The 19259-nt window shown below is 38.2% G+C and carries 6 protein-coding genes, 4 tRNA genes and 13 pseudogenes; 19 read left to right on the top strand and 4 right to left on the bottom strand.

Annotated elements, in window-relative coordinates:
- The first annotated feature begins 84 nt into the window (after positions 1-84).
- From wecB to ARSQ2_RS01475, 19 genes and pseudogenes are all read left to right on the top strand, one after another.
- Entirely contained in the window at positions 85-1215 is a 1131-nt protein-coding gene (wecB, locus tag ARSQ2_RS01565) for a non-hydrolyzing UDP-N-acetylglucosamine 2-epimerase (RefSeq protein ID WP_181994127.1), read from the top strand.
- A pseudogene (gene wecC / locus ARSQ2_RS01560) lies at positions 1212-2484 on the top strand (UDP-N-acetyl-D-mannosamine dehydrogenase). The gene wecB and the pseudogene wecC overlap by 4 nt, the downstream one beginning before the upstream one ends.
- Positions 2481-3602, top strand: a pseudogene (gene rfbB, locus ARSQ2_RS01550) (dTDP-glucose 4,6-dehydratase). Before wecC ends, rfbB begins: the two co-directional pseudogenes overlap by 4 nt.
- Positions 3602-4484: pseudogene (gene rfbA / locus ARSQ2_RS01545) on the top strand (glucose-1-phosphate thymidylyltransferase RfbA). Before rfbB ends, rfbA begins: the two co-directional pseudogenes overlap by 1 nt.
- Positions 4462-5168 (top strand): annotated as a pseudogene (gene rffC / locus ARSQ2_RS14095) (dTDP-4-amino-4,6-dideoxy-D-galactose acyltransferase). The pseudogenes rfbA and rffC overlap by 23 nt, the downstream one beginning before the upstream one ends.
- 1 nt (position 5169) lies before the next feature.
- A pseudogene (rffA, locus tag ARSQ2_RS01535) lies at positions 5170-6301 on the top strand (dTDP-4-amino-4,6-dideoxygalactose transaminase).
- A 1-nt stretch (position 6302) separates the two neighbouring features.
- Positions 6303-7558 (top strand): annotated as a pseudogene (gene wzxE / locus ARSQ2_RS01530) (lipid III flippase WzxE).
- Positions 7555-8638, top strand: a pseudogene (locus tag ARSQ2_RS01525) (TDP-N-acetylfucosamine:lipid II N-acetylfucosaminyltransferase). Before wzxE ends, ARSQ2_RS01525 begins: the two co-directional pseudogenes overlap by 4 nt.
- Entirely contained in the window at positions 8602-9207 is a 606-nt protein-coding gene (locus ARSQ2_RS14485; RefSeq protein ID WP_420837717.1) for a WzyE family oligosaccharide polymerase, read from the top strand. Before ARSQ2_RS01525 ends, ARSQ2_RS14485 begins: the two are co-directional and overlap by 37 nt.
- Positions 9149-9985 (top strand): annotated as a pseudogene (locus ARSQ2_RS14480) (WzyE family oligosaccharide polymerase). Before ARSQ2_RS14485 ends, ARSQ2_RS14480 begins: the two are co-directional and overlap by 59 nt.
- A gap of 28 nt (positions 9986-10013) precedes the next feature.
- Positions 10014-10751: a lipopolysaccharide N-acetylmannosaminouronosyltransferase gene (gene wecG / locus ARSQ2_RS01515; RefSeq protein ID WP_181994125.1), complete on the top strand. Its 738-nt coding sequence runs from the start codon at positions 10014-10016 to the stop codon at positions 10749-10751.
- A 262-nt stretch (positions 10752-11013) separates the two neighbouring features.
- A pseudogene (locus ARSQ2_RS01510) lies at positions 11014-12313 on the top strand (amino acid permease); the annotation flags it as partial.
- Positions 12314-12348: 35 nt separating this feature from the next.
- A pseudogene (locus tag ARSQ2_RS12185) lies at positions 12349-12675 on the top strand (IS630 transposase-related protein); the annotation flags it as partial.
- Between the two features lie 59 nt (positions 12676-12734).
- A pseudogene (locus ARSQ2_RS14475) lies at positions 12735-13280 on the top strand (transposase).
- The gene (locus ARSQ2_RS01495; RefSeq protein WP_181994123.1) at positions 13220-13372 is read left to right on the top strand and encodes a hypothetical protein; all 153 of its coding nucleotides are present in this window, start codon (positions 13220-13222) and stop codon (positions 13370-13372) included. The pseudogene ARSQ2_RS14475 and the gene ARSQ2_RS01495 overlap by 61 nt, the downstream one beginning before the upstream one ends.
- 169 nt (positions 13373-13541) lie before the next feature.
- A tRNA-Arg gene (locus ARSQ2_RS01490) sits at positions 13542-13618 on the top strand.
- Positions 13619-13690: 72 nt separating this feature from the next.
- Positions 13691-13766 (top strand) — tRNA-His (locus ARSQ2_RS01485).
- 19 nt (positions 13767-13785) lie between these two features.
- Positions 13786-13872 (top strand) — tRNA-Leu (locus tag ARSQ2_RS01480).
- Positions 13873-13950: 78 nt separating this feature from the next.
- Positions 13951-14027: transfer RNA gene (locus ARSQ2_RS01475), tRNA-Pro, on the top strand.
- A gap of 1070 nt (positions 14028-15097) precedes the next feature.
- On the opposite strand, the pseudogene hemY reads toward ARSQ2_RS01475, so the two are convergent.
- The 4 genes and pseudogenes from hemY to hemC form a co-directional block, all read right to left on the bottom strand.
- A pseudogene (gene hemY, locus ARSQ2_RS01470) lies at positions 15098-16297 on the bottom strand (protoheme IX biogenesis protein HemY).
- Positions 16294-17558, bottom strand: a pseudogene (hemX, locus tag ARSQ2_RS14470) (uroporphyrinogen-III C-methyltransferase). The pseudogenes hemY and hemX overlap by 4 nt, the downstream one beginning before the upstream one ends.
- Positions 17559-17582: 24 nt before the next feature.
- Positions 17583-18320 carry a uroporphyrinogen-III synthase gene (hemD, locus tag ARSQ2_RS01460; protein WP_181994122.1) on the bottom strand — a complete coding sequence of 246 codons (738 nt, stop codon included), beginning with the start codon at positions 18318-18320 and terminating at the stop codon, positions 17583-17585.
- Positions 18317-19258, bottom strand: coding sequence for a hydroxymethylbilane synthase (hemC, locus tag ARSQ2_RS01455; RefSeq protein ID WP_181994121.1), 942 nt, complete (start codon positions 19256-19258; stop codon positions 18317-18319). The genes hemD and hemC overlap by 4 nt, the downstream gene beginning before the upstream one ends.
- Position 19259 lies beyond the last annotated feature (1 nt).

Below are 19259 nucleotides of genomic sequence, written 5' to 3'. Positions count from 1 at the left end.
CAAACTATTAATATGTTGAAGGTAAAATCATTATTGATGATACATCTCATTAGTAGATGAGGTTACAATAAAAAAAGAGTCACTGTGAAAGTGTTGACTGTGTTTGGTACTCGTCCTGAAACCATAAAAATGGCTCCACTGGTACATGCTTTGACAAACGATAAGGCTTTTGAGTCGAAAGTTTGCGTAACTCCTCAACATAGAGAAATGTTGGATCAGGTATTGCATCTTTTTGAGATAACACCTGATTATGATTTAGATATTATGACACCGGGACAAGATTTAACGGATATTACCTGTCGTATTCTTGAAGGAATGAAACCCGTATTGTTATCTTTTAAACCCGATGTGGTATTGGTTCATGGTGATACTGCTACCACGATGGCAACCAGCCTGTCTGCTTTTTATCAGCGTATTCTGGTTGGTCATGTTGAAGCAGGATTGCGTACTGGTAACTTATATTCTCCCTGGCCGGAAGAAGCCAATCATAAAATTGCCAGCCATCTGGCAACGTATCACTTTGCGCCTACCGAGTATTCACGAAAAAATTTACAGCATGAATCGATCCCTGCTAATCGTATTTTTGTTATTGGTAACACTGTAATCGATGCGTTGTTTTGGGTGCGTGATAAGGTTATCAATGATGCCAAAATACGATCAAGCCTTGCCGCGCAATACCCTTTTCTTGACCAAAATAAAAAAATGCTACTGGTTACAGGGCATAGGCGGGAAAGTTTTGGTAGCGGATTTGAACGTATTTGTCATGCATTAACTGAAATTGCCAAAAATCATCCTGATGTTCAAGTTTTCTATCCGGTTCATCTTAATCCTAATGTCACTGAACCAGTGCAACGCATTTTGCAGGGTATTAATAATATAAACCTGATTGATCCACAGGATTATTTACCTTTTATTTATTTAATGAATAACGCTTATTTGATCCTGAAAGATTCAGGGGGTATTCAAGAAGAAGGGCCAGCTTTAAGTAAGCCAGTATTAGTGATGCGTGATACTACTGAGCGACCTGAAGCGGTTGAAGCTGCTACGGTACGTTTAGTGGGTACGCAAACAGAAAATATTGTTCAAGCCGTAACACAATTACTTACAGATGACCATGCATACGAGAAAATGAGCCGGGCGCATAATCCTTATGGTGATGGTAAAGCATGCCAGCGAATTCTTGAAGCGTTGAAGAAAAATCAGGTGACATTATGAGTTTTGAAACTATTTTTGTTATTGGTTTAGGTTATATCGGTTTACCGACTGCTGTCGCTTTCGCTGCTCGGCAGAAAAAAGTAATTGGGGTTGATGTTAATCAACATGCGGTGGATACGATTAATCAAGGTAAAATTCATATTGTTGAACCCGATTTAGATAAAACGGTAAAAACAGCCGTAGAAGCTGGCTATTTAAAAGCGTTTACTACACCGCAAAGGGCAGATGCGTTTTTAATTGCGGTTCCTACACCGTTTAAAGATGATCATCAGCCTGATCTCTCTTATGTCATGGCAGCGGCAGAATCAATAGCGCCATTATTGAAAAAAGGCGATTTGATTATTCTAGAGTCTACCTCGCCAACTGGAGCGACGGAGCAAATCGCACAGCGGCTAGCAGCTATGCGATCTGATCTGACATTTCCACAGCAACAGGGTGAAAACTCAGATATTGATATTGCTTATTGCCCTGAGCGGGTTTTACCAGGCAAAGTCATGGTTGAGTTGATCAAAAATGATCGGGTAATCGACGGCATGACGATGAAATCATCCCAACGAGCCAGTGAGTTATATCGTATTTTCCTTACCGGGTGAATGTGTGTGATCACGAATGCCAAAACGGCAGAAATGTGTAAATTAACAGAAAATAGTTTTTGCGATATAAATATTGCTTTTGCCAATGAACTCTCTTTATTTTGCGCAGAACAAGGGATTAATGTTTGGGAGTTGATTAACTTGGCCAATCGTCACCCACGGGTCAATATTTTACAGCCAGGTCCAGGTGTTGGAGGCCATTTTATTGCAGTCGATCCTTGGTTCATTGTTGCTCAGAATCCAAAGCAATCTCGTTTGATCCAGAAAGCCCGTTTGGTTAATGACAGAAAGCCAATTTGGATGTTCGATCAGGTCAAGACAATATTAGCTGATTGTTTAACCGAAACAAGCAAACGGGCAAATGAAATTAAAATTGCCTGCTTCGGTCTTCGGTTTAGCCTTTAAACCGGATATTGATGATTTACGAGAAAGCCCCTCTATGCAAATCACTAAAATGATTGCAAATTGGCATACTGGTATCACTTATGTAGTAGAACCTAATATTAATAAATTGCCAAATGTACTGAAAGGTCTTTGTCAATTGGTCTCTACTGAAGTTGCCGTTGCTAATGCAGATATTATTTTGTTACTGGTTGATCATAAAAAATTTAAGGCGATTAAGGGTGAACAAATCCGACAAAAATGGGTAGTTGATACCAAAGGAGTTTGGCGTTGAAACGTATTTTAATTACTGGTGGGGCTGGATTTATTGGTTCGGCAGTTGTTCGTTATATCATTGAGCATACTAACGGTTGTTCGTTATATCATTGAGCATACTAACGATAGTGTGCTAGTGGCTGATAATTTGACTTATGCTGGTAATCTGGAATCGTTAGCGTCAGTGAGAGAAAGTCCTCGCTATGCTTTTGCCAAAATAAATATTTGTGATCGACCGGAAATTAATGAAATTTTTCAGCGATATCAACCTAATGCTATTATGCATTTAGCGGCAGAAAGTCATGTTGATCGCTCGATCGATGGGCCAGCCGCCTTTATCGAAACCAATATTGTCGGTACTTATCTTTTATTGGAGGCTGCTCGCAATTATTGGAATCATTTGAACCCGCAGAAAAAACAGTCATTTCGTTTCCATCATATTTCTACCGATGAAGTTTATGGCGATCTGCATACCACTGAGGGGCTATTTACCGAAACAACCCCCCTTATGCACCGAGTAGCCCTTACTCAGCTTCGAAGGCTTCCAGTGACCATTTAGTTAGAGCCTGGCAGCGTACTTATCCCTTATCGACTTTGGTGACCAATTGCTCAAATAATTATGGCCCTTATGACTTCCCTGAAAAATTAATTCCTTTGATGATCTTGAACGCCATAGCTGGTAAATCATTGCCTGTTTATGGTCAAGGTGAACAGATACGTGATTGGCTGTATGTTGAAAATCATGCCCGTGCATTACATTTAGTCATCAGTCAAGCCGATGGAGGTAAAACTTATAATATTGGTGGCCATAATGAACGTAAAAATGTTGATGTAGTAAAGACAATTTGCTGCTTGCTCGAAGAGTTACGTCCGGTTAAGCCTGAAGGTGTGGCTCACTATTGTGATTTAATTACCTATGTCGCGGATCGTCCAGGCCATGATGTTCGTTATGCTATTGATGCTAGCAAGATAGAACAAGAGTTAGGATGGAAACCACAAGAGACCTTTGAATCGGGTATTCGTAAAACCGTTGAATGGTATTTGAACAATGAAACCTGGTGGCGCCATGTGCAAGACGGTTCATATGCAGGTGAACGTCTAGGCATCGCGACAAAAATAGGAAACGAGGAGAGGTGATGAAAGGCATTGTTTTTGCTGGTGGCTCTGGAACTCGTTTGTACCCTATTACACGAGGAGTTTCTAAACAACTGTTACCTATTTATGATAAACCGATGATTTACTATCCCCTTTCGGTACTGATGTTGGCCGGTATCCGAGAAATATTGATTATTTCCACGCCTGAAGATCTGCCTAATTATCAACGGTTACTTCGCGATGGTGATGCCTTTGGTGTTCATTTCAGTTATGCCGCACAACCTTTGCCGGACGGATTAGCGCAGGTGTTTTTGATCGGTGAAAGTTTTATAGGTGATGATGCTTGCTGTTTGATATTAGGTGACATAATATTTATTTTGGGCAGGCTTTTAGCGATAAATTGAAATCTGTGGTGGCTCGTCAGTCGGGAGCAACAATTTTTGCGTATCAGGTGATGGATCCTGAACGTTTTGGCGTAGTTGAATTTGATGAAAAGTTCAAAGTACTGTTTATTGAAGAAAAACCTCAGCAACCTAAATCTAACTGGGCGGTTACTGGCCTCTATTTTTATGATAATCAAGTAATTGACTTTGCTAAAAAATTAAACCTTCGCTACGTGGAGAACTTGAGATCACCTGTCTGAATCAAATGTATCTTGAGCGTGGAGAGCTAAATGTTGAGCTGTTGGGACGCGGATTTGCTTGGTTAGATACCGGCACCCATGACAGTTTGATTGAAGCGAGTATGTTTGTGCAAACCGTTGAGAAAAGGCAGGGATTTAAAATCGCTTGTCTGGAAGAAATAGCATGGCGTAACGGTTGGTTGACGGATGAACAGGTTAAAAAATCAGCGGAAAAACTGGCGAAAACCGGTTATGGGCAATATTTACAGGATTTTCTGCATGTCTATCCACGCGAATATTGAAATACTCAGTTGGGAAAGTGCTTTCTTTAAGCGTAAAACGGCCAAGTTACATTTTGCGCTCGATGCAACAATTGTCTCATTAGATCAACTAGTTGACTACGATATTGTGCAAGCTAAAATTGCTACCGCTGATACTAAACAGATTGATGCAATATTGGCGATGGGTTTTGGCTGGTAGAAGGTGAAATCGATTTTTGTCTAGATATTGCCAGTAGGGCAAAAAAATCACAGTTTAGATCTAGCTGTGGCGACGGAACAGGATATTGAAATATTGAAAAGTATTGCGGCTAAGGCTTTTTCATATAGTTGTTTTCGCCCGCCCTGGTATCAATTAACAGATAATGCCCGTTTTTATTCTGTTTGGCTTGAAAAAGCAGTTAAGGGTACTTTTGATGATCTTTGTTTATTAGTTAACGATAAGCAAGGAAATATTCAAGGTTTTGTCACCATAAGGAAACTGCCAACTGAAAAGAGGCGCGTATTGGTTTATTAGCCACCGCTCCAGCCCATCAGGGAAAAGAGGTTGGTAAACAATTACTAGCAGCTGCCTATCAATGGTGTGAGCAGGAAGGGGTAGAGCGATTAAGGATAGCGACTCAAATCAGCAATATTTTTGCTATGCGTCTCTATTCACAAATGGGTGCACAAATTGAAAGCACAGCTTATTGGTTATATCGAGGATGACATGATCCCATTTAATAAACCACCGATTATTGGTACTGAATTAAGTTACATGCAAGAAGCCATGCAGAGTGGCAAATTATGTAGTGATGGGCACTTTACTCAGCGTTGTGAAGAGTGGATGGAAAAGCATTTCCAGTGTCCGAAAGTGCTGTTGACACCTTCTTGTACCGCCTCTTTGGAAATGGCGGCGATTTTGCTTGATATTAAACCTGGCGACGAAGTCATTATGCCAAGTTTTACCTTTGTTTCTACTGCTAATGCTTTTGTGCTAAGGGGCGCAACGATTGTCTTTATGGATATACGGCCTGATACCATGAATATGGATGAGACTAAAATTGAAGCGGCGATCACGGCAAAAACTTGCGCTATTGTCCCTGTTCACTATGCTGGTGTGGCTTGTGAGATGGGTACCATTATGGCATTGGCAAAAAAACACCATCTCTATGTTGTTGAAGACGCGGCTCAAGGTGTTATGTCCACTTATAACGGGAAAGCGCTTGGAACGATAGGGCATATTGGTTGTTATAGTTTTCATGAAACAAAAAATTACTCTTGCGGTGGTGAAGGAGGATCGATACTGATTAATGAACCGTCATTTATCGAGCGAGCAGAAATTGTGCGGGAAAAAGGCACGGATCGCAGTCAATTTTTCCGTGGCCAAGTTGATAAATATACTTGGCGAGACATTGGTTCTAATTACTTAATGTCAGATCTACAAGCCGCTTATTTATGGGCGCAATTGGAGCAGGCGAATAAAATTAATCAGCGTAGGCTAGCGTTATGGAAAAAATATTATCAAGCGGCTTAAACCTTTCGCTGAAGTAGGTAAATTAGATTTGGCGGTTATACCGGCAGATATAGAACATAATGCCCATATGTTCTATATCAAATTAAAAGATATTGAACAAAGAACCGCGTTTAATAAGCATATGCAAGCAGCAAATATTTTGTCAGTATTTCATTATGTTGCTTTACACTTTAGTCCAGCAGGTCATAAATTTGACCGTTTTCATGGTGATGATTGTTATACGACGAAGGAAAGTGATCGTTTAGTTCGTTTACCGATGTTTTATAATCTTACCGGTGAAGAGCAGCAACAAGTGATCAATCAAATCCAATGTTTTTTTGCTTAATATGTCATTAGCTAAAGCGTCTGTTTGGACAGCTATTTCAACCTTAATAAAAATTGGGGCAGGGTTAGTTGTTATCAAATTATTGGCAGTCACTTTTGGTCCGAGCGGTGTTGGTCAGGCGGGAAATTTCCGTCAACTAATTACTGTACTTGGTGCTTTATCTGGTGCAGGGATCTTCAATGGCGTAACTAAATATGTCGCTGAATATCATCAGACACCAACAAAACTAGGTGCTGTATTAGGTACCTCATCATTAATTATTTTGGGTTTTTCAACCCTATTAGCGTTTATTTTTTTACTATTTAGCTCATTTATCAGTCTGGCGCTATTTGGTCATACCCATTATCAAATGGTTATTTGTGCCTTAGGATTGATACAAATGGGGATCGCTTATCCGAATTATTTTTTGGCGATACTAAAAGGTTACTGTGATGCGAAAGGTAATGCACTATCGATTATCGTTGGTAGCTTAGCAGGCGTGATTGCTTACTATTTTTTTTAGATTAAATGGTTATCAAGGGGCGCTAATAGGATTGGCTTTAGTTCCTGCATTAATTGTTGTACCAGCCGCGTTCATGATCTTACGTCATAAACAGCTGAATTTATCATATTTTAAACCAAGGTGGAATAGTACCATTGGTCATTACTTAGCTAAATTCACCTTAATGACGTTAATAACCTCAGTCACGTTGCCGGTTGCTTATATTATGATGAGAAATTTATTGGCTGAGCGTTATAGTTGGGATGAAGTGGGTATTTGGCAGGCAGTGAGTAGTATTTCAGATGCCTATTTACAGTTTATTACCGCATCTTTTACCGTGTTTATTTATTGCCAACTTTAGCTAAATTGCAGCATAGAGATGAGATTAGTGCAGAAATTTTTAAAGCTTTGAAGTTTGTTTTACGGGCGGTTGCGTTAGGCAGTTTTACCGTATGGCTATTAGGAGATCTCGCAATTTGGCTGCTTTTTTCCGATAAGTTTATTGCAATGCGCGATCTCTTTGCTTGGCAGTTGATTGGTGATGTATTGAAAGTAGGCGCTTATGTATTTGGTTATTTAGTTATTGCTAAGGCCGGCATTACGGTTTTACATTTTAACGGAGGTGACTCAATTTGCGCTGTTAACAGGGTTTGCTTATTGGTTAATAACCAGAAGCTTACGGCGCGTTAGGTGCTGCCCAGGCTTATATGGCAACTTATATTGTTTATTTTATGCTTTGTAGTGGCATATTCTATCTTTACCGCAGACGCACATGAAAACCTTAATTCATGTATTAGGCTCTGATATCTCACATCATAATCAGACAGTGTTAGCATTTTTTAATGATGTTTTATTTTCGTCAATACCATCACCAGAAAAAAGACAGTTTATGGTTGTTAGCCGTGATCTCACTCTAGCATCACGCTATCCACGACTACACATTAACCAATTTGATAATAAAAAAGCGATTGCTAAAGTTATCGCTATACAAGCAAAAACAGATAGAAATTGCCAATTCTTTTTTCATGGTCAATTTAATGTATCAATTTGGTTGGCATTATTGTTTGGCAAGATCCGTCGACGACAATTTTTATGGCATATTTGGGGAGCTGATCTCTATGAAGACTCAGCTGCATTGAAATTTAAATTATTTTATTATTTTCAGCGTCTGGCATTTAAACGGGTAGGGCATGTTTTTGCTACCCGAGGGGATTTAAATTATTTTTTTCAGTTAAATCCAGCTATACCAACATCACTACTCTATTTTCCAACGAAAATGGATCCAGCCTTAACCGTCTATGAAAAATCGATTAATCAAACGGATAAAGTGACAATTTTTCTTGGTAACTCAGGTGATAAATCCAATCGACATATTGAAGCGTTACAAGCTATTAAAAAGCAGTTTGCTTTTCAGCCGGTCGAAATTTTTGTTTCTATGGGATATCCCGCTAATAATGAAGTATATATTGCCGAAGTTGCCCAAGCGGCAGGAAATTATTTTCCTAATGGAGACCTGACAATTATTAAGGAAAAAATGGTTTTTGATGATTATCTCACTTTACTGCGTTTGTTCTGATTTAGGTTACTTTATTTTCAAACGACAGCAAGGTATAGGCACATTGTGCTTATTAATTCAGTTTGGCATTCCTTTTATTATTAGCCGGCAAAATTACTTTTGGCAGGATCTTATTGAGCAGTCTGTAGCTTTTCTATTTTATGATGATCAATTAGATGAACGGCAACTGGATACCCTCCGACAGAAAATGATGTTAACGGATAGAAGCGAAATAGCTTTTTTTAACCCTAATTTTATTAAAGGATGGCAAGCTGCATTAACATCGATAGGAGAGCAGTAATGACTATGATGGAATTTGGTGGCTTATCGATTGCCTATTTTATCTCTCTGATATTAATTTTGGCACTAACATATCGTGCATATCGTGAATTTCGACGAGTACGCTTCAATTTTAATATCTTTTTCTCTCTACTTTATTTATTAACGTTCTATTTTGGTTTTCCATTAACGGGATTACTTGTTTTTCAATTTGATGTTAATGTGGTATCAACCAATGCATTATTTAATGCGCTGCTATCATCCATCAGTTTTTATATTGTTTATTATATCGCTTACAAAACCCGCTTGCGAACGGGTGTCCAACAATCTGAACAGTCGTTATTCACTATGAATGGGGTAGAAACGCGGCTAACTTGTCTCTTGTTGATGCTCATTGCTATAGTGACAGTAGCAATATTTTTCTTACAAAATGGCTTTTTACTGTTTCGTTTACAGTCTTATAGACAGATTTTTTCTAGTGAAGTTTCAAGTGTAGCATTAAAACGTTTTTTTTATTTTTTTCATTCCGGCAATGTTAATTGTCTATTTTTTAAAGCCGACCCAGTATCGCTGGTTATTTTTTCTCTTTAGCACAGTTGCTTTTGGGGTACTCACTTATCTGGTTGTCGCTGGAACACGGGCTAATATTATTATCGCCTTTGCGCTTTTCCTATTTATCGGCATCGTCCATGGCTGGATTAATTTATGGATGCTAATTATCGCTGGTGTTATTAGTATTATTGGTATGTTTTGGTTAGCATTAAAGCGTTATGGATTAGATGTTAGTGGTGCGGAAGTTTTTTATACTTTTCTCTATTTAACACGTGATACCTTTTCGCCATGGGAAAATTTGGCTCTGTTACTTGATAAGTATCACAAAATCGAATTCCAAGGATTAGGGCCTATTGTACGTGATTTTTATGTTTTTATTCCCACTTGGTTATGACCTGAACGACCTGATACGGTATTGAATTCAGCCAATTATTTTACCTGGCAAGTGCTTGATAATCACTCTGGTTTAGCTATATCGCCCACATTAATTGGTTCTTTAGTGGTTATGGATGGGGTTATGTTTATTCCTATCGGTGCAATTGACGTTGGCTTAATTATTAAATGGTTTGATTGGCTTTATGAAAAAAGTAAGATTGAAATTAATCATTATAAAGCCGTTATTCTGCAAGTTTTCTGTTTTGGCGCTATTTTTAATATTATTGTCCTGGTTCGTGAAGGGGTAGACTCTTTCGTATCGCGGGTGGTGTTTTTTGGCTTGGTATTTGTGCTTTGTTTGTTTGTTGCCAAACTGGTTTATTGGTTATTTGCCAAAGCCGGTTTAATTCGCATATATACCACGAATGATTGTAAAAAATAAGCTAAATAATAGCTTACTGGAGTAATGTATGAAGCAACAAGTGATCGCGAAATATGATATTCGAGGTCATCTTATTTGGGGTTTTCATGATATAACCCATTTCCTTAATTACCTATTTTCAGATCAAGAAGTTAAGCATGGAGCATTGGTGGCTATCAATGCGGAAAAAGTCCTAACAGCAGAGCAAGACCGTAACTTAAATTCGTTGCTAGCTGAAACAAAATATCTCTATGCTGATGGTATCAGTATTGTCAGAGCGGTTCGTGGTAAATACCCACAAGCAAAGGTTTCACGTATTGCGGGTTCTGATTTGTTGGAAGCATTGATGGCAATTGCAGGTCAAAAAGCTGTACCTGTGTTTCTGCTTTCTGGAAAAGCGAAAATTCTTAAACAGACTGAAAATAAGCTTCGTACTCAGTGGCAGGTAAATATTGTTGGTAGCCAGGACGGTTATTTTAAGCCGGAACAACGTGAAATATTATTTGAGCACATCAAGGCTAGTAGAGCAAAAATTGTTACGGTAGCAATGGATTCCCCAAGGCAAAAAATTTTTATCCGGGATTGCCGGCAAGTATATCCAGATGCACTTTATATGGGAATAGGTGGTACTTACGATGTTTTTACCGGACATGTAAAACGAGCACCTAAATTATGGCAACAATTAGGATTGGAATGGTTATATAGATTGCTTTCTCAACCGAGTCGTATCAAACGACAGATAAAATTATTACGCTTTCTGGGTTACTATTATAGTGGCAAACTGTAGTTTTTTATTTTTATATTATTTCTATCGTAAAGGTTTGTTTTAAAAGTAGTAAATTTCAATTCTATCTGCTATGTCTTCTTTTAAATAGGGTTTTTGGCTGACAACTGTTTTTTCCTTGTTGAGCAATTAACACTATTTTGATTACATTTATAAATTTTTATTTCATTATTATTAAAAACATGTTTTCATTATGGCACTATTATCTGTCATTTTTGACCATGAAGATCATATGGTATTAAGTGATTATTGAAAGGGCAAGAAATTGCTATGGGGAAACCGGAGACAAGGTCTCATTCGTGGCCTTGAAGCGAGACATATTGAACTTATTGCATTAGGTGGAACAATTGGTGTTTGTTTATTTATGGGTTCTACCAATACGTTAAAGTGGGCAGGACCTTCTGTATTACTGGCTTATATTGTTGCTGGATTATTTGTTTTTTTATTATGCGTTCAATGGGAGAAATGCTGTTTCTTGAACCTGTTACTGGCGCTTTTGCCTCGTTTGGTTATAAATATTTGAGCCATTATTGGGAATGTTTAACAGCATGGAGTTATTAGTTCATGTGGGTCGCTGTTGGTATATCAGAGATCACAGCGATTGGTGTTTACGCGGAATTCTGGTTTCCTGAGGTTCCACAATAGATTTTTGCGTTGATTGCAGTTGTACTTGTTACATTAGCTAATCTGGCCGCAGTACGCTTGTACGGTGAATTGGAATTCTGGTTTGCTATGATTAAGGTTACCATGATTATTGTGATGATCTTGATTGGATTAGGGTTGATTTTTGTTGGTATTGGCAATAACTTTGAACCGATTGATTTAGCTAATTTGACTGAGCATGGTGGTTTTTTTGCCGGTGGCTGGCAAAGCTTTTTATTTGCGCTTTGTATTGTGATTGCCTCTTATCAAGGCGTTGAATTAGTTGGTATTACTGCGAGAGAAGCAAAAAATCACCAGGTCCCATTAAAGAAAGCTATTAATAATATTTTATGGCGAATTTTGATTTTTTATGTCGGTGCCATTTTTATTGTTGTAACGTTATTTCCTTGGACAGAGATTAGTCAAAATGGTAGTCCATTTGTGCTAATTTTTGCCAAAGTAGGTATTGTATCGGCAGCTGCGGTAATTAATTTTGTGGTACTTACAGCGGCATTATCAGGCTGTAATAGTGGCATGTATAGTGTGGCGGGGGCATGATCTATGCTTTAGCACAGAATGGTCAACTGCCAAAATCTTTATTGAAAGTGACTGCAAATGGTGTGCTTGCACGATGTATTATGCTAACAATTTTGTGCCTTATTGTTGGCTCAGGTCTCAACTATATTATCCCTGATCCATAAGCGGTTTTTGTATATGTTTATAGTGCAAGTGTATTGCCTGGAATGATACCCTGGTTTGTTATTTTATTGAGTCAATTGCCTTTTCGGCAAGTACATCAACAGCAATTACCCCAACATACTTTTAAATCAGTATTATTTCCTTACGTGAATTATTTGACCCTGCTTTTTTTGGCATGTGTACTTGTTGGTATGGCAATTAATCCAGATACGCGTTTATCATTATAGCTAAGCGACTTAATTTTGATGACATTATTTATATGAGCTATTCAATTGATTTTAGACGTAAAGTGATATTTACGATGGAAGAAAAAGGGTTGAGTATCCGAGAAACAGCGAAGCAATTTTGGATTGGCTCTGCATCTGTATCGCGTTGGATTAATCAAATAGAGCCAAAAGCATCGACTACGCGTCAGCGAAAAATCGATAAATCCGAGTTGATAAAAAATGTTGAACAATATCCAGATGCTTACCAAAAAGAGCGTGCAGAGCGTGCAGAGCGTTTTGGCGTTTGTCAGAAGGCCATTTGGCAAGCTCTTAAAAAAATGGGATTGACCTATAAAAACTCTACGTCATCCGAAAGCCGACGAAAACACTCGACAAACCTTTCAACAAAAAATAACAGTATGAAAAAGAAGGAAAGCATATTATTTTTATTGATGAAAGTGGTTTTTCACACGATACCCCGCGGACTCACGGCTATTCCCCGAAAGGTCAACGGTTTGTTGGTCTCAAGAACTCGGGAGCTAAAGGAAGAACAAATGTTATCGGCGCTTTATTGGGCAAAACGCTGTTTGCTATCGGATTATTTGATATCAATATTAACAGCGATGTTTTCTATGCATGGGTCACCCAAGTCCTTATCCCAGTACTTCCTAAAAACAGTGTAATCATGATGGATATAGCTGGGCGACTTTAAAATGATTACAAGTAATTACTCTATATCAGTAAATTTATATTGGAGAAGAACATATATTTTGTAATCAAAATTAAGACGCTTAGCTATAATGCAACTTTTCACAAGAAACAGAGTATTCAACAAGTCATCATCGATGGAGGGCATATGGTGGAATATTTGCCTACCTATTCGCCAGATCTTAATCCAATTGAACATAAATGGGCACAAGCTAAATGCAAAAAAAGAGCGCTCGGATGCGACACAGATATTTTGTTCGCACTCAATATGGTGTAATCAAAATTAAGTCGCTTAGCTATAATTGTTGGCGGCGTGTTTTTATTGATTGCTTCTGTGCTCTATTTTTTGAATCGTCTTTTCCGTCATAAAACAATGAAAAAATGATTAGCCATAACTTTTTTTACTGATTGAAAAATGATGGTAAGGTTAATTTTATGATTGAAATGGATAAAGCATAAGCAAATAATCTTTTTATTTAAAAAATCACTGGACAGCATGCTATTAAATCCGTACTATCCTCGCCCGCAACGGCGTTAAGCGCCCGTAGCTCAGCTGGATAGAGCGCTGCCCTCCGGAGGCAGAGGTCTCAGGTTCAAATCCTGTCGGGCGCTCCATTTAATGCTTGCTTTACTACGGTGTAGTAGATTAATGTTGTAAAAATAAATTGAATTTTTAAAGATTTTATGGTGGCTATAGCTCAGTTGGTAGAGCCCCGGATTGTGATTCCGGTTGTCGTGGGTTCGAATCCCATTAGTCACCCCATATTTATTTTATGCAGTTTGCGAGGGTGGTGAAATTGGTAGACACGCTAGCTTCAGCTGTTAGTATTCTTACGGATGTGGGGGTTCAAGTCTCCCCTTTCGCACCATAATATAAATAAGTTTTAAAAATTACATAACATAAGAAACTACATAACATAAGAAACATCGTTAAATAGAGATTTTTTCGGCGAGTAGCGCAGCCTGGTAGCGCAACTGGTTTGGGACCAGTGGGTCGGAGGTTCAAATCCTCTCTCGCCGACCAAATATGGGAGTAAGCGTGTAGCGTAAGTCATGAGCTCATGTATAGCAGGCGCAGCCAAGCAAGCCGGAATGTACTAAAAACTACAAGACTTTCATTATCAATGCGAAATAGCATAAATGCGGTGATTGTGTGATGAAGAATAATGCGTTTTTACTTCGTGAGAGATTTCACCTAACGCGCCTTCAAAGGGTGGTGGTAAAAGCCTGAGTGAGAAGCCAGTAGAGAGAGCGTAATAAGCGGCTAATAAAGAGCTATGCTAATTATACCCATTATATTTAGTTAAACAAGTAAGTGTGAATAAATTAATTTATACGCGTTATCTGTCAACATCGACTTCCCCATTTTTATAGCGAAAAAATAGCACAATTGTATTTAAGATATTGTTTTTATCTATTTTTAAAAGTTTGTCGTGTTTTAACAACAAAGCTAGTAATTGATGTCTCAATATAGAGACATTTTATTTCATGAAAAATAAAGAAAAAATATAAATATTGCTATAACGTCTCTAATAAAAGACAGTTTGATAATGTGTATCGTGAATTGTGGCAATTAAAGTAAATAAAATTATTTTGTTAAAAAGAAAACAATAGTTAATTGGTGAATATTTATTTAATAGTGGGCGAAAAAAGATTATCTTTGAGTAAAAAGTAATATTTGGCATGAATTATGCTCTAAGATAGAGTGTAAATGCTCATCCTGCTTCTTGTGATAGCTTTAAGCTTCATAAACTATAAACTATAAACTATTGGATGACGCAGAGCCAATTTGATGTGCCTATTGTCCACGTTATCGATGCATAAATATCCATCACCAACCGGACGCAACGTTGAGTGAGGCACAATCCGTCTGTAGAACAGATTGTATTTTGACACCTATCAAAAGATAGGTGTTTTTTGTTTTGTTAATTATTTAACAAAGCTAAAATTTTATTCAACAGGTAATTATTAAATAGTATTATTCATGCTATTTGATCCAAAAGTTTTACGTTAAAAATGTCAAATCAATCGATAAAGGTAAAAAAGCCTCCATAAGTTAGAGGCGGGATCAAGACAATAGAGAATAGGGAGTCATCAATTTTCATGCTTTAATAAAAAAAGTAAGCCATGTTGGCGAATTTGTGCTGCTTCTTCCACTTTATGTTGTTTATCTAAAGCATCAGCAAGCCAAGCAAAGTCGTGAGCATCAGGACGTTGTGCTAAAGCAGACTTAAAATACTTTTCCGCTTCTTGCCCATTCGCCATGCTGTAATGCAAGTTGACCTAATGTACTATTTAGTAAGGGAGTAGCGCCACCTGACTGTTTTATTAGATTGATCAGGATTTTATTCATTGCTTTGCTATCGTTAATTTGTAAACGAGGAACCAGCAATAAAAGATGCTGATCATATTGCTGTTTTAAGCCTGTAATAATAATTTTTTCTGCTGCTTCGCTATCGTCGCATTCAATAAGGCAAGCAGCAATGATCGATTGTAGTACCAGATCATGACGTATTTTACGTCCTTGAGACTGCCACCAATTTTTTAAATTTTCGCTGCCACCTTCAGCCATATATTGATTAATCAAACCTTTATAGGCGTCTTTACGTAATTTATCGATCTCTTCTGCACTATATAACTTTTCTTTTTGCATAATAGGCAAAAGTTCAATAAGCGCTTGATAACCTCCTGAACGTTGATAGGCTTTTTCTGCCATTCTTAAGACTTCAGGGTGCCGTGTGGTGCCTGATCCAGTAATTTATCAACACCGTGGCATGCTGCATGAATTTTACCTTCAGCAAGTTGTATACGCACACGTGTAATATCAACAGGAAGTTGATGGTTACTACCCGCGACTTCTGCTGCGCGCTCAAGATATTGATTGGTACGATACTCATCACAGCGTTGTTCAGCAGTTTCTGCTGCCAGCAGATAGTTAACAACCGGTTGTTCTGCATAGTCAGCATGATCTGTCAGTAGTTTTTCGACTTGTGAAAAATCACCTTCCGCTAATTTTAGTAATGCTTTTTGTGTTTGACTGTGCGCTTTATGATATTTACGGCCTTTTAGCCAATTATGGGTAAATGATGAGGTGCCGCGAATACGACGATAGCACCAGCCAAGCAAACAGAAAATAAATTGTAAAATAATAAAACAGATGACTAAACCAGTTACACTGGTTTGAATATCGTAGTTGTTGGTTTGGATCAGTACATAACCTTGGTGCCCGGCGACAATGTGACCAATAATGATGCCAGCAATCAGTACAATAAAAAGGATCAGTACTTTTATCATGCCGTTCCCTCCTGGGCAGTTTTATTGCTAGGTTTTACCGCTTCTTCTGTTGGAGCAGGGGGAACTATTTTTATGTGATGATTTGTTCTCTTTTCGTTGGTTGGTTGCGTTTTTTGTGGTTTCGGTGTTGGAGAAGAAGGGATTTTCCCTTGAATACGCTTTTGCAACGCTTTATCGAGTAGTAATAAACTTTTTAACTCGCTGGGAATATCCATTGTAATCGGTTGTTCAATCAGTTTATCGACTTCGGTAAGGAAGGCTTTTGTTGCCGCGTCGTTGGTATTAAAGTAAATTCGAATCCAGGTTGAAACTTGCTCTAAAGATTGTTTGTAAATTTGCTCTTGATGAGGAGGTATGGCTTGGGCGGCAATAAGCAGTTGTGCTCGAATATTGGCGGGTAGGTAAATGTCCTGATTTGGTGCAAGTAAAGGAGTTTCATGAAAATCCCTACGACGAATAGTAATAAAATTTTTACTAAAACTTTTCCAACTTTGGCTAAGATTTTGTTTCCAATCAGGAATATTATTGGAAAGTTCCGTGCTATCCTTATCCATGAGGTTACCATCGGGAGCACTATCATTTATGCGGGAGCACTATCATTTATGCGTAAATTATCGATATCACTGCTCAGTTGATTAAGCTTTAAAATAATTCCGTCATAATCAATTTGGGTAATAACTGATAGCCCACTGATATCATTATTAAGTGTTTTTCGGATCTCAATTAAATTAGGATCATTCATTTCTGCTAGACTTGCATCAGCACTTTTTAATAAGGCAACCGCAGTAACGGGATCATAGTCATTCCAAAGTTTTCGGCCAGCTATTTTGGCTAAGAAATCACCTTTGGCAAGTAACCAGCGTTTCACATCTGTACTTGAAAGTGTTGTGATTTTTGCTTGTAATTCTTCGACGCGTTGTTCAAGTTGTTGCTCATATTCTTTCTTATCTAACTGGCTAATACGCTGGGATTCAACCAATTGGTTAATTTGCTGTTTTTCTGTTTCTTGTTGACGTAGTAATTCATTTATTTGTTGTTCTAATGCACTGCTGTCATTGACTATTTGTTGATGTTTTAGATGAAGATAATAATAGAAGCCACCACCGAGTATGATAATAAGAACGATAGTAATTATACTACCAAACAGACCAGAACGCTTTTGCCTATGGGGGTTACCATTTTTGGCCGTAGATTGCGCTGCTGTTTTTGAGGCATTTGATGGGTTTTCATTCACCTCATTCGGTTTATTCTGTTCCGTCATAATTAATATTATCTCAATATCGGTTTACATTAATGCCTGAATTAAAGCATCATTATTAGCACTTTTGGCTACTTTGACTGATTGCCATCCTAATTGGTAAGCAGTATTGACCAAACGTTCACTGACAATAATCAAGTGGCGAGAAAGCAACCAAGGTTTAACATCATCTGCAATTAAGTTAAATAATAAATGTAACATTTCGCCACTGGTAACAATAATTGTTTTAATATTTGCCCGCCGCGATTGCAACTGGAAAGTTTGTCGATCATATTTTATTGGTTGACGTTGATAACACTCACAATAATCAATATGACTTCCGCGCGATTTTAACGTTGCGGCGAGTAGTTCACGTCCACCGTTACCCCGTAATAACAAAGATTTTTTGCCTAATATTGATTGTAAATCAGGTAATTCAATTAATGTCTCACTAGTTTCACCAGCTTGAGATAGTTGAATAGGCAAATTAGTTAATCGGTGAAAAGTCGATGCTGTTGAGTGTCCTATACCATAATAGGATAGCGTATCAGGCCATTTTCGTCCTGCTAAATAAAGTGCTGAATTAGCATGCCATACCGCATTTGGCGATAAGAAAAAAACCTGATCACCATTAGTTAGCCTGGCTAATTTAGCCGGCAAAAGGGCTAGTTCATTACCTGGCATAATTTCAATCAGTGGAGCATGAAATGCCATTTTTCCTAATGACCTAATACGTTGAACAAGTTTTTCACCGCTGGGGTTTGGTCTCGTGACCAATATACTCATCGAGAAAATGCTCCTGGCGAAATTTTGTTAAAAATTTGTTTGGCACCGTTATTGAGTAACTCCTCCGCAAGTTCAATACTCGCTTGTTGAGCGTCTTCAGGCTTAAAATACCTTTCTGCACGAATAATTTGACTACCATCGGGCGCACCAACTAGCGCTCTAAGCCAAATTTGTTTATTTTGCCAAATAGCATAACTACCTATTGGCACTTGGCAGCCACCTTCCAATCGATTGTTGACGGCTCGTTCTGCTTCAATACAGATAGCAGTATCATGATGATGTAATGACGCTAGAAAATGTTGTGTGTGATAGTCATCTAGACGGTATTCAATACCAATTGCACCTTGCCCAACTGCTGGTAATGACTGCTCTGGTGCCAGCGGCATACGTATGCGTGTTTCTAAACTTAGACGTTTTAAGGCAGCTGCAGCAAGAATAATAGCATCGTATTCAGCATTATCTAATTTACTCAACCGTGTTCCGACATTACCACGCAGATCTCGAATAACCAAGTGGGGATAGGTATGACGTAGTTGGCATTGGCGGCGCAGGCTTGATGTTCCTATAATACTCCCAGCTGGAAGCGCATCAAGGGAATCATACTGATTGGATACAAAAGCATCACGAGGATCTCCTCTCTCGCAAATAGCCATTAATCCTAAGTTATTAGGAAAAGTTGCGGGAATATCTTTTATAGAATGAACAGCAATATCAGCTCGGTTTTCTAGTAGTGCATTTTCTAATTCTTTGACAAAAAGTCCTTTTCCACCAATTTTAGCCAGGGGAGTATCAAGTAGGATATCACCTTGAGTACTCATCGGAATAAGTTCAATCGTTAGTGTTGGATGATGCTTTTCTAATTGTGTTTTTATGAAAATCGCTTGCCACATTGCTAATGGACTTTTCCTTGTTGCGATACGCAGTGTTTGTGTTGACATA

The organism is Arsenophonus endosymbiont of Bemisia tabaci Q2 (assembly GCF_902713415.1).
GTDB lineage: Bacteria > Pseudomonadota > Gammaproteobacteria > Enterobacterales > Enterobacteriaceae > Arsenophonus.
Note: the sequence above shows the minus strand (reverse complement) of the source record. Positions and strands in the feature narration are given on the sequence as shown.

Coding starts and splice junctions, on each gene's coding strand:
- wecG (WP_181994125.1), top strand. CDS start 10,014: ATGAAGCAACAAGTGATCGCGAAATATGATATTCGAGGTCATCTTATT.
- ARSQ2_RS14485 (WP_420837717.1), top strand. CDS start 8,602: ATGGCAAGCTGCATTAACATCGATAGGAGAGCAGTAATGACTATGATG.
- hemD (WP_181994122.1), bottom strand. CDS start 18,320: ATGAGTATATTGGTCACGAGACCAAACCCCAGCGGTGAAAAACTTGTT.
- hemC (WP_181994121.1), bottom strand. CDS start 19,258: ATGTCAACACAAACACTGCGTATCGCAACAAGGAAAAGTCCATTAGCA.
- ARSQ2_RS01495 (WP_181994123.1), top strand. CDS start 13,220: ATGCAAAAAAAGAGCGCTCGGATGCGACACAGATATTTTGTTCGCACT.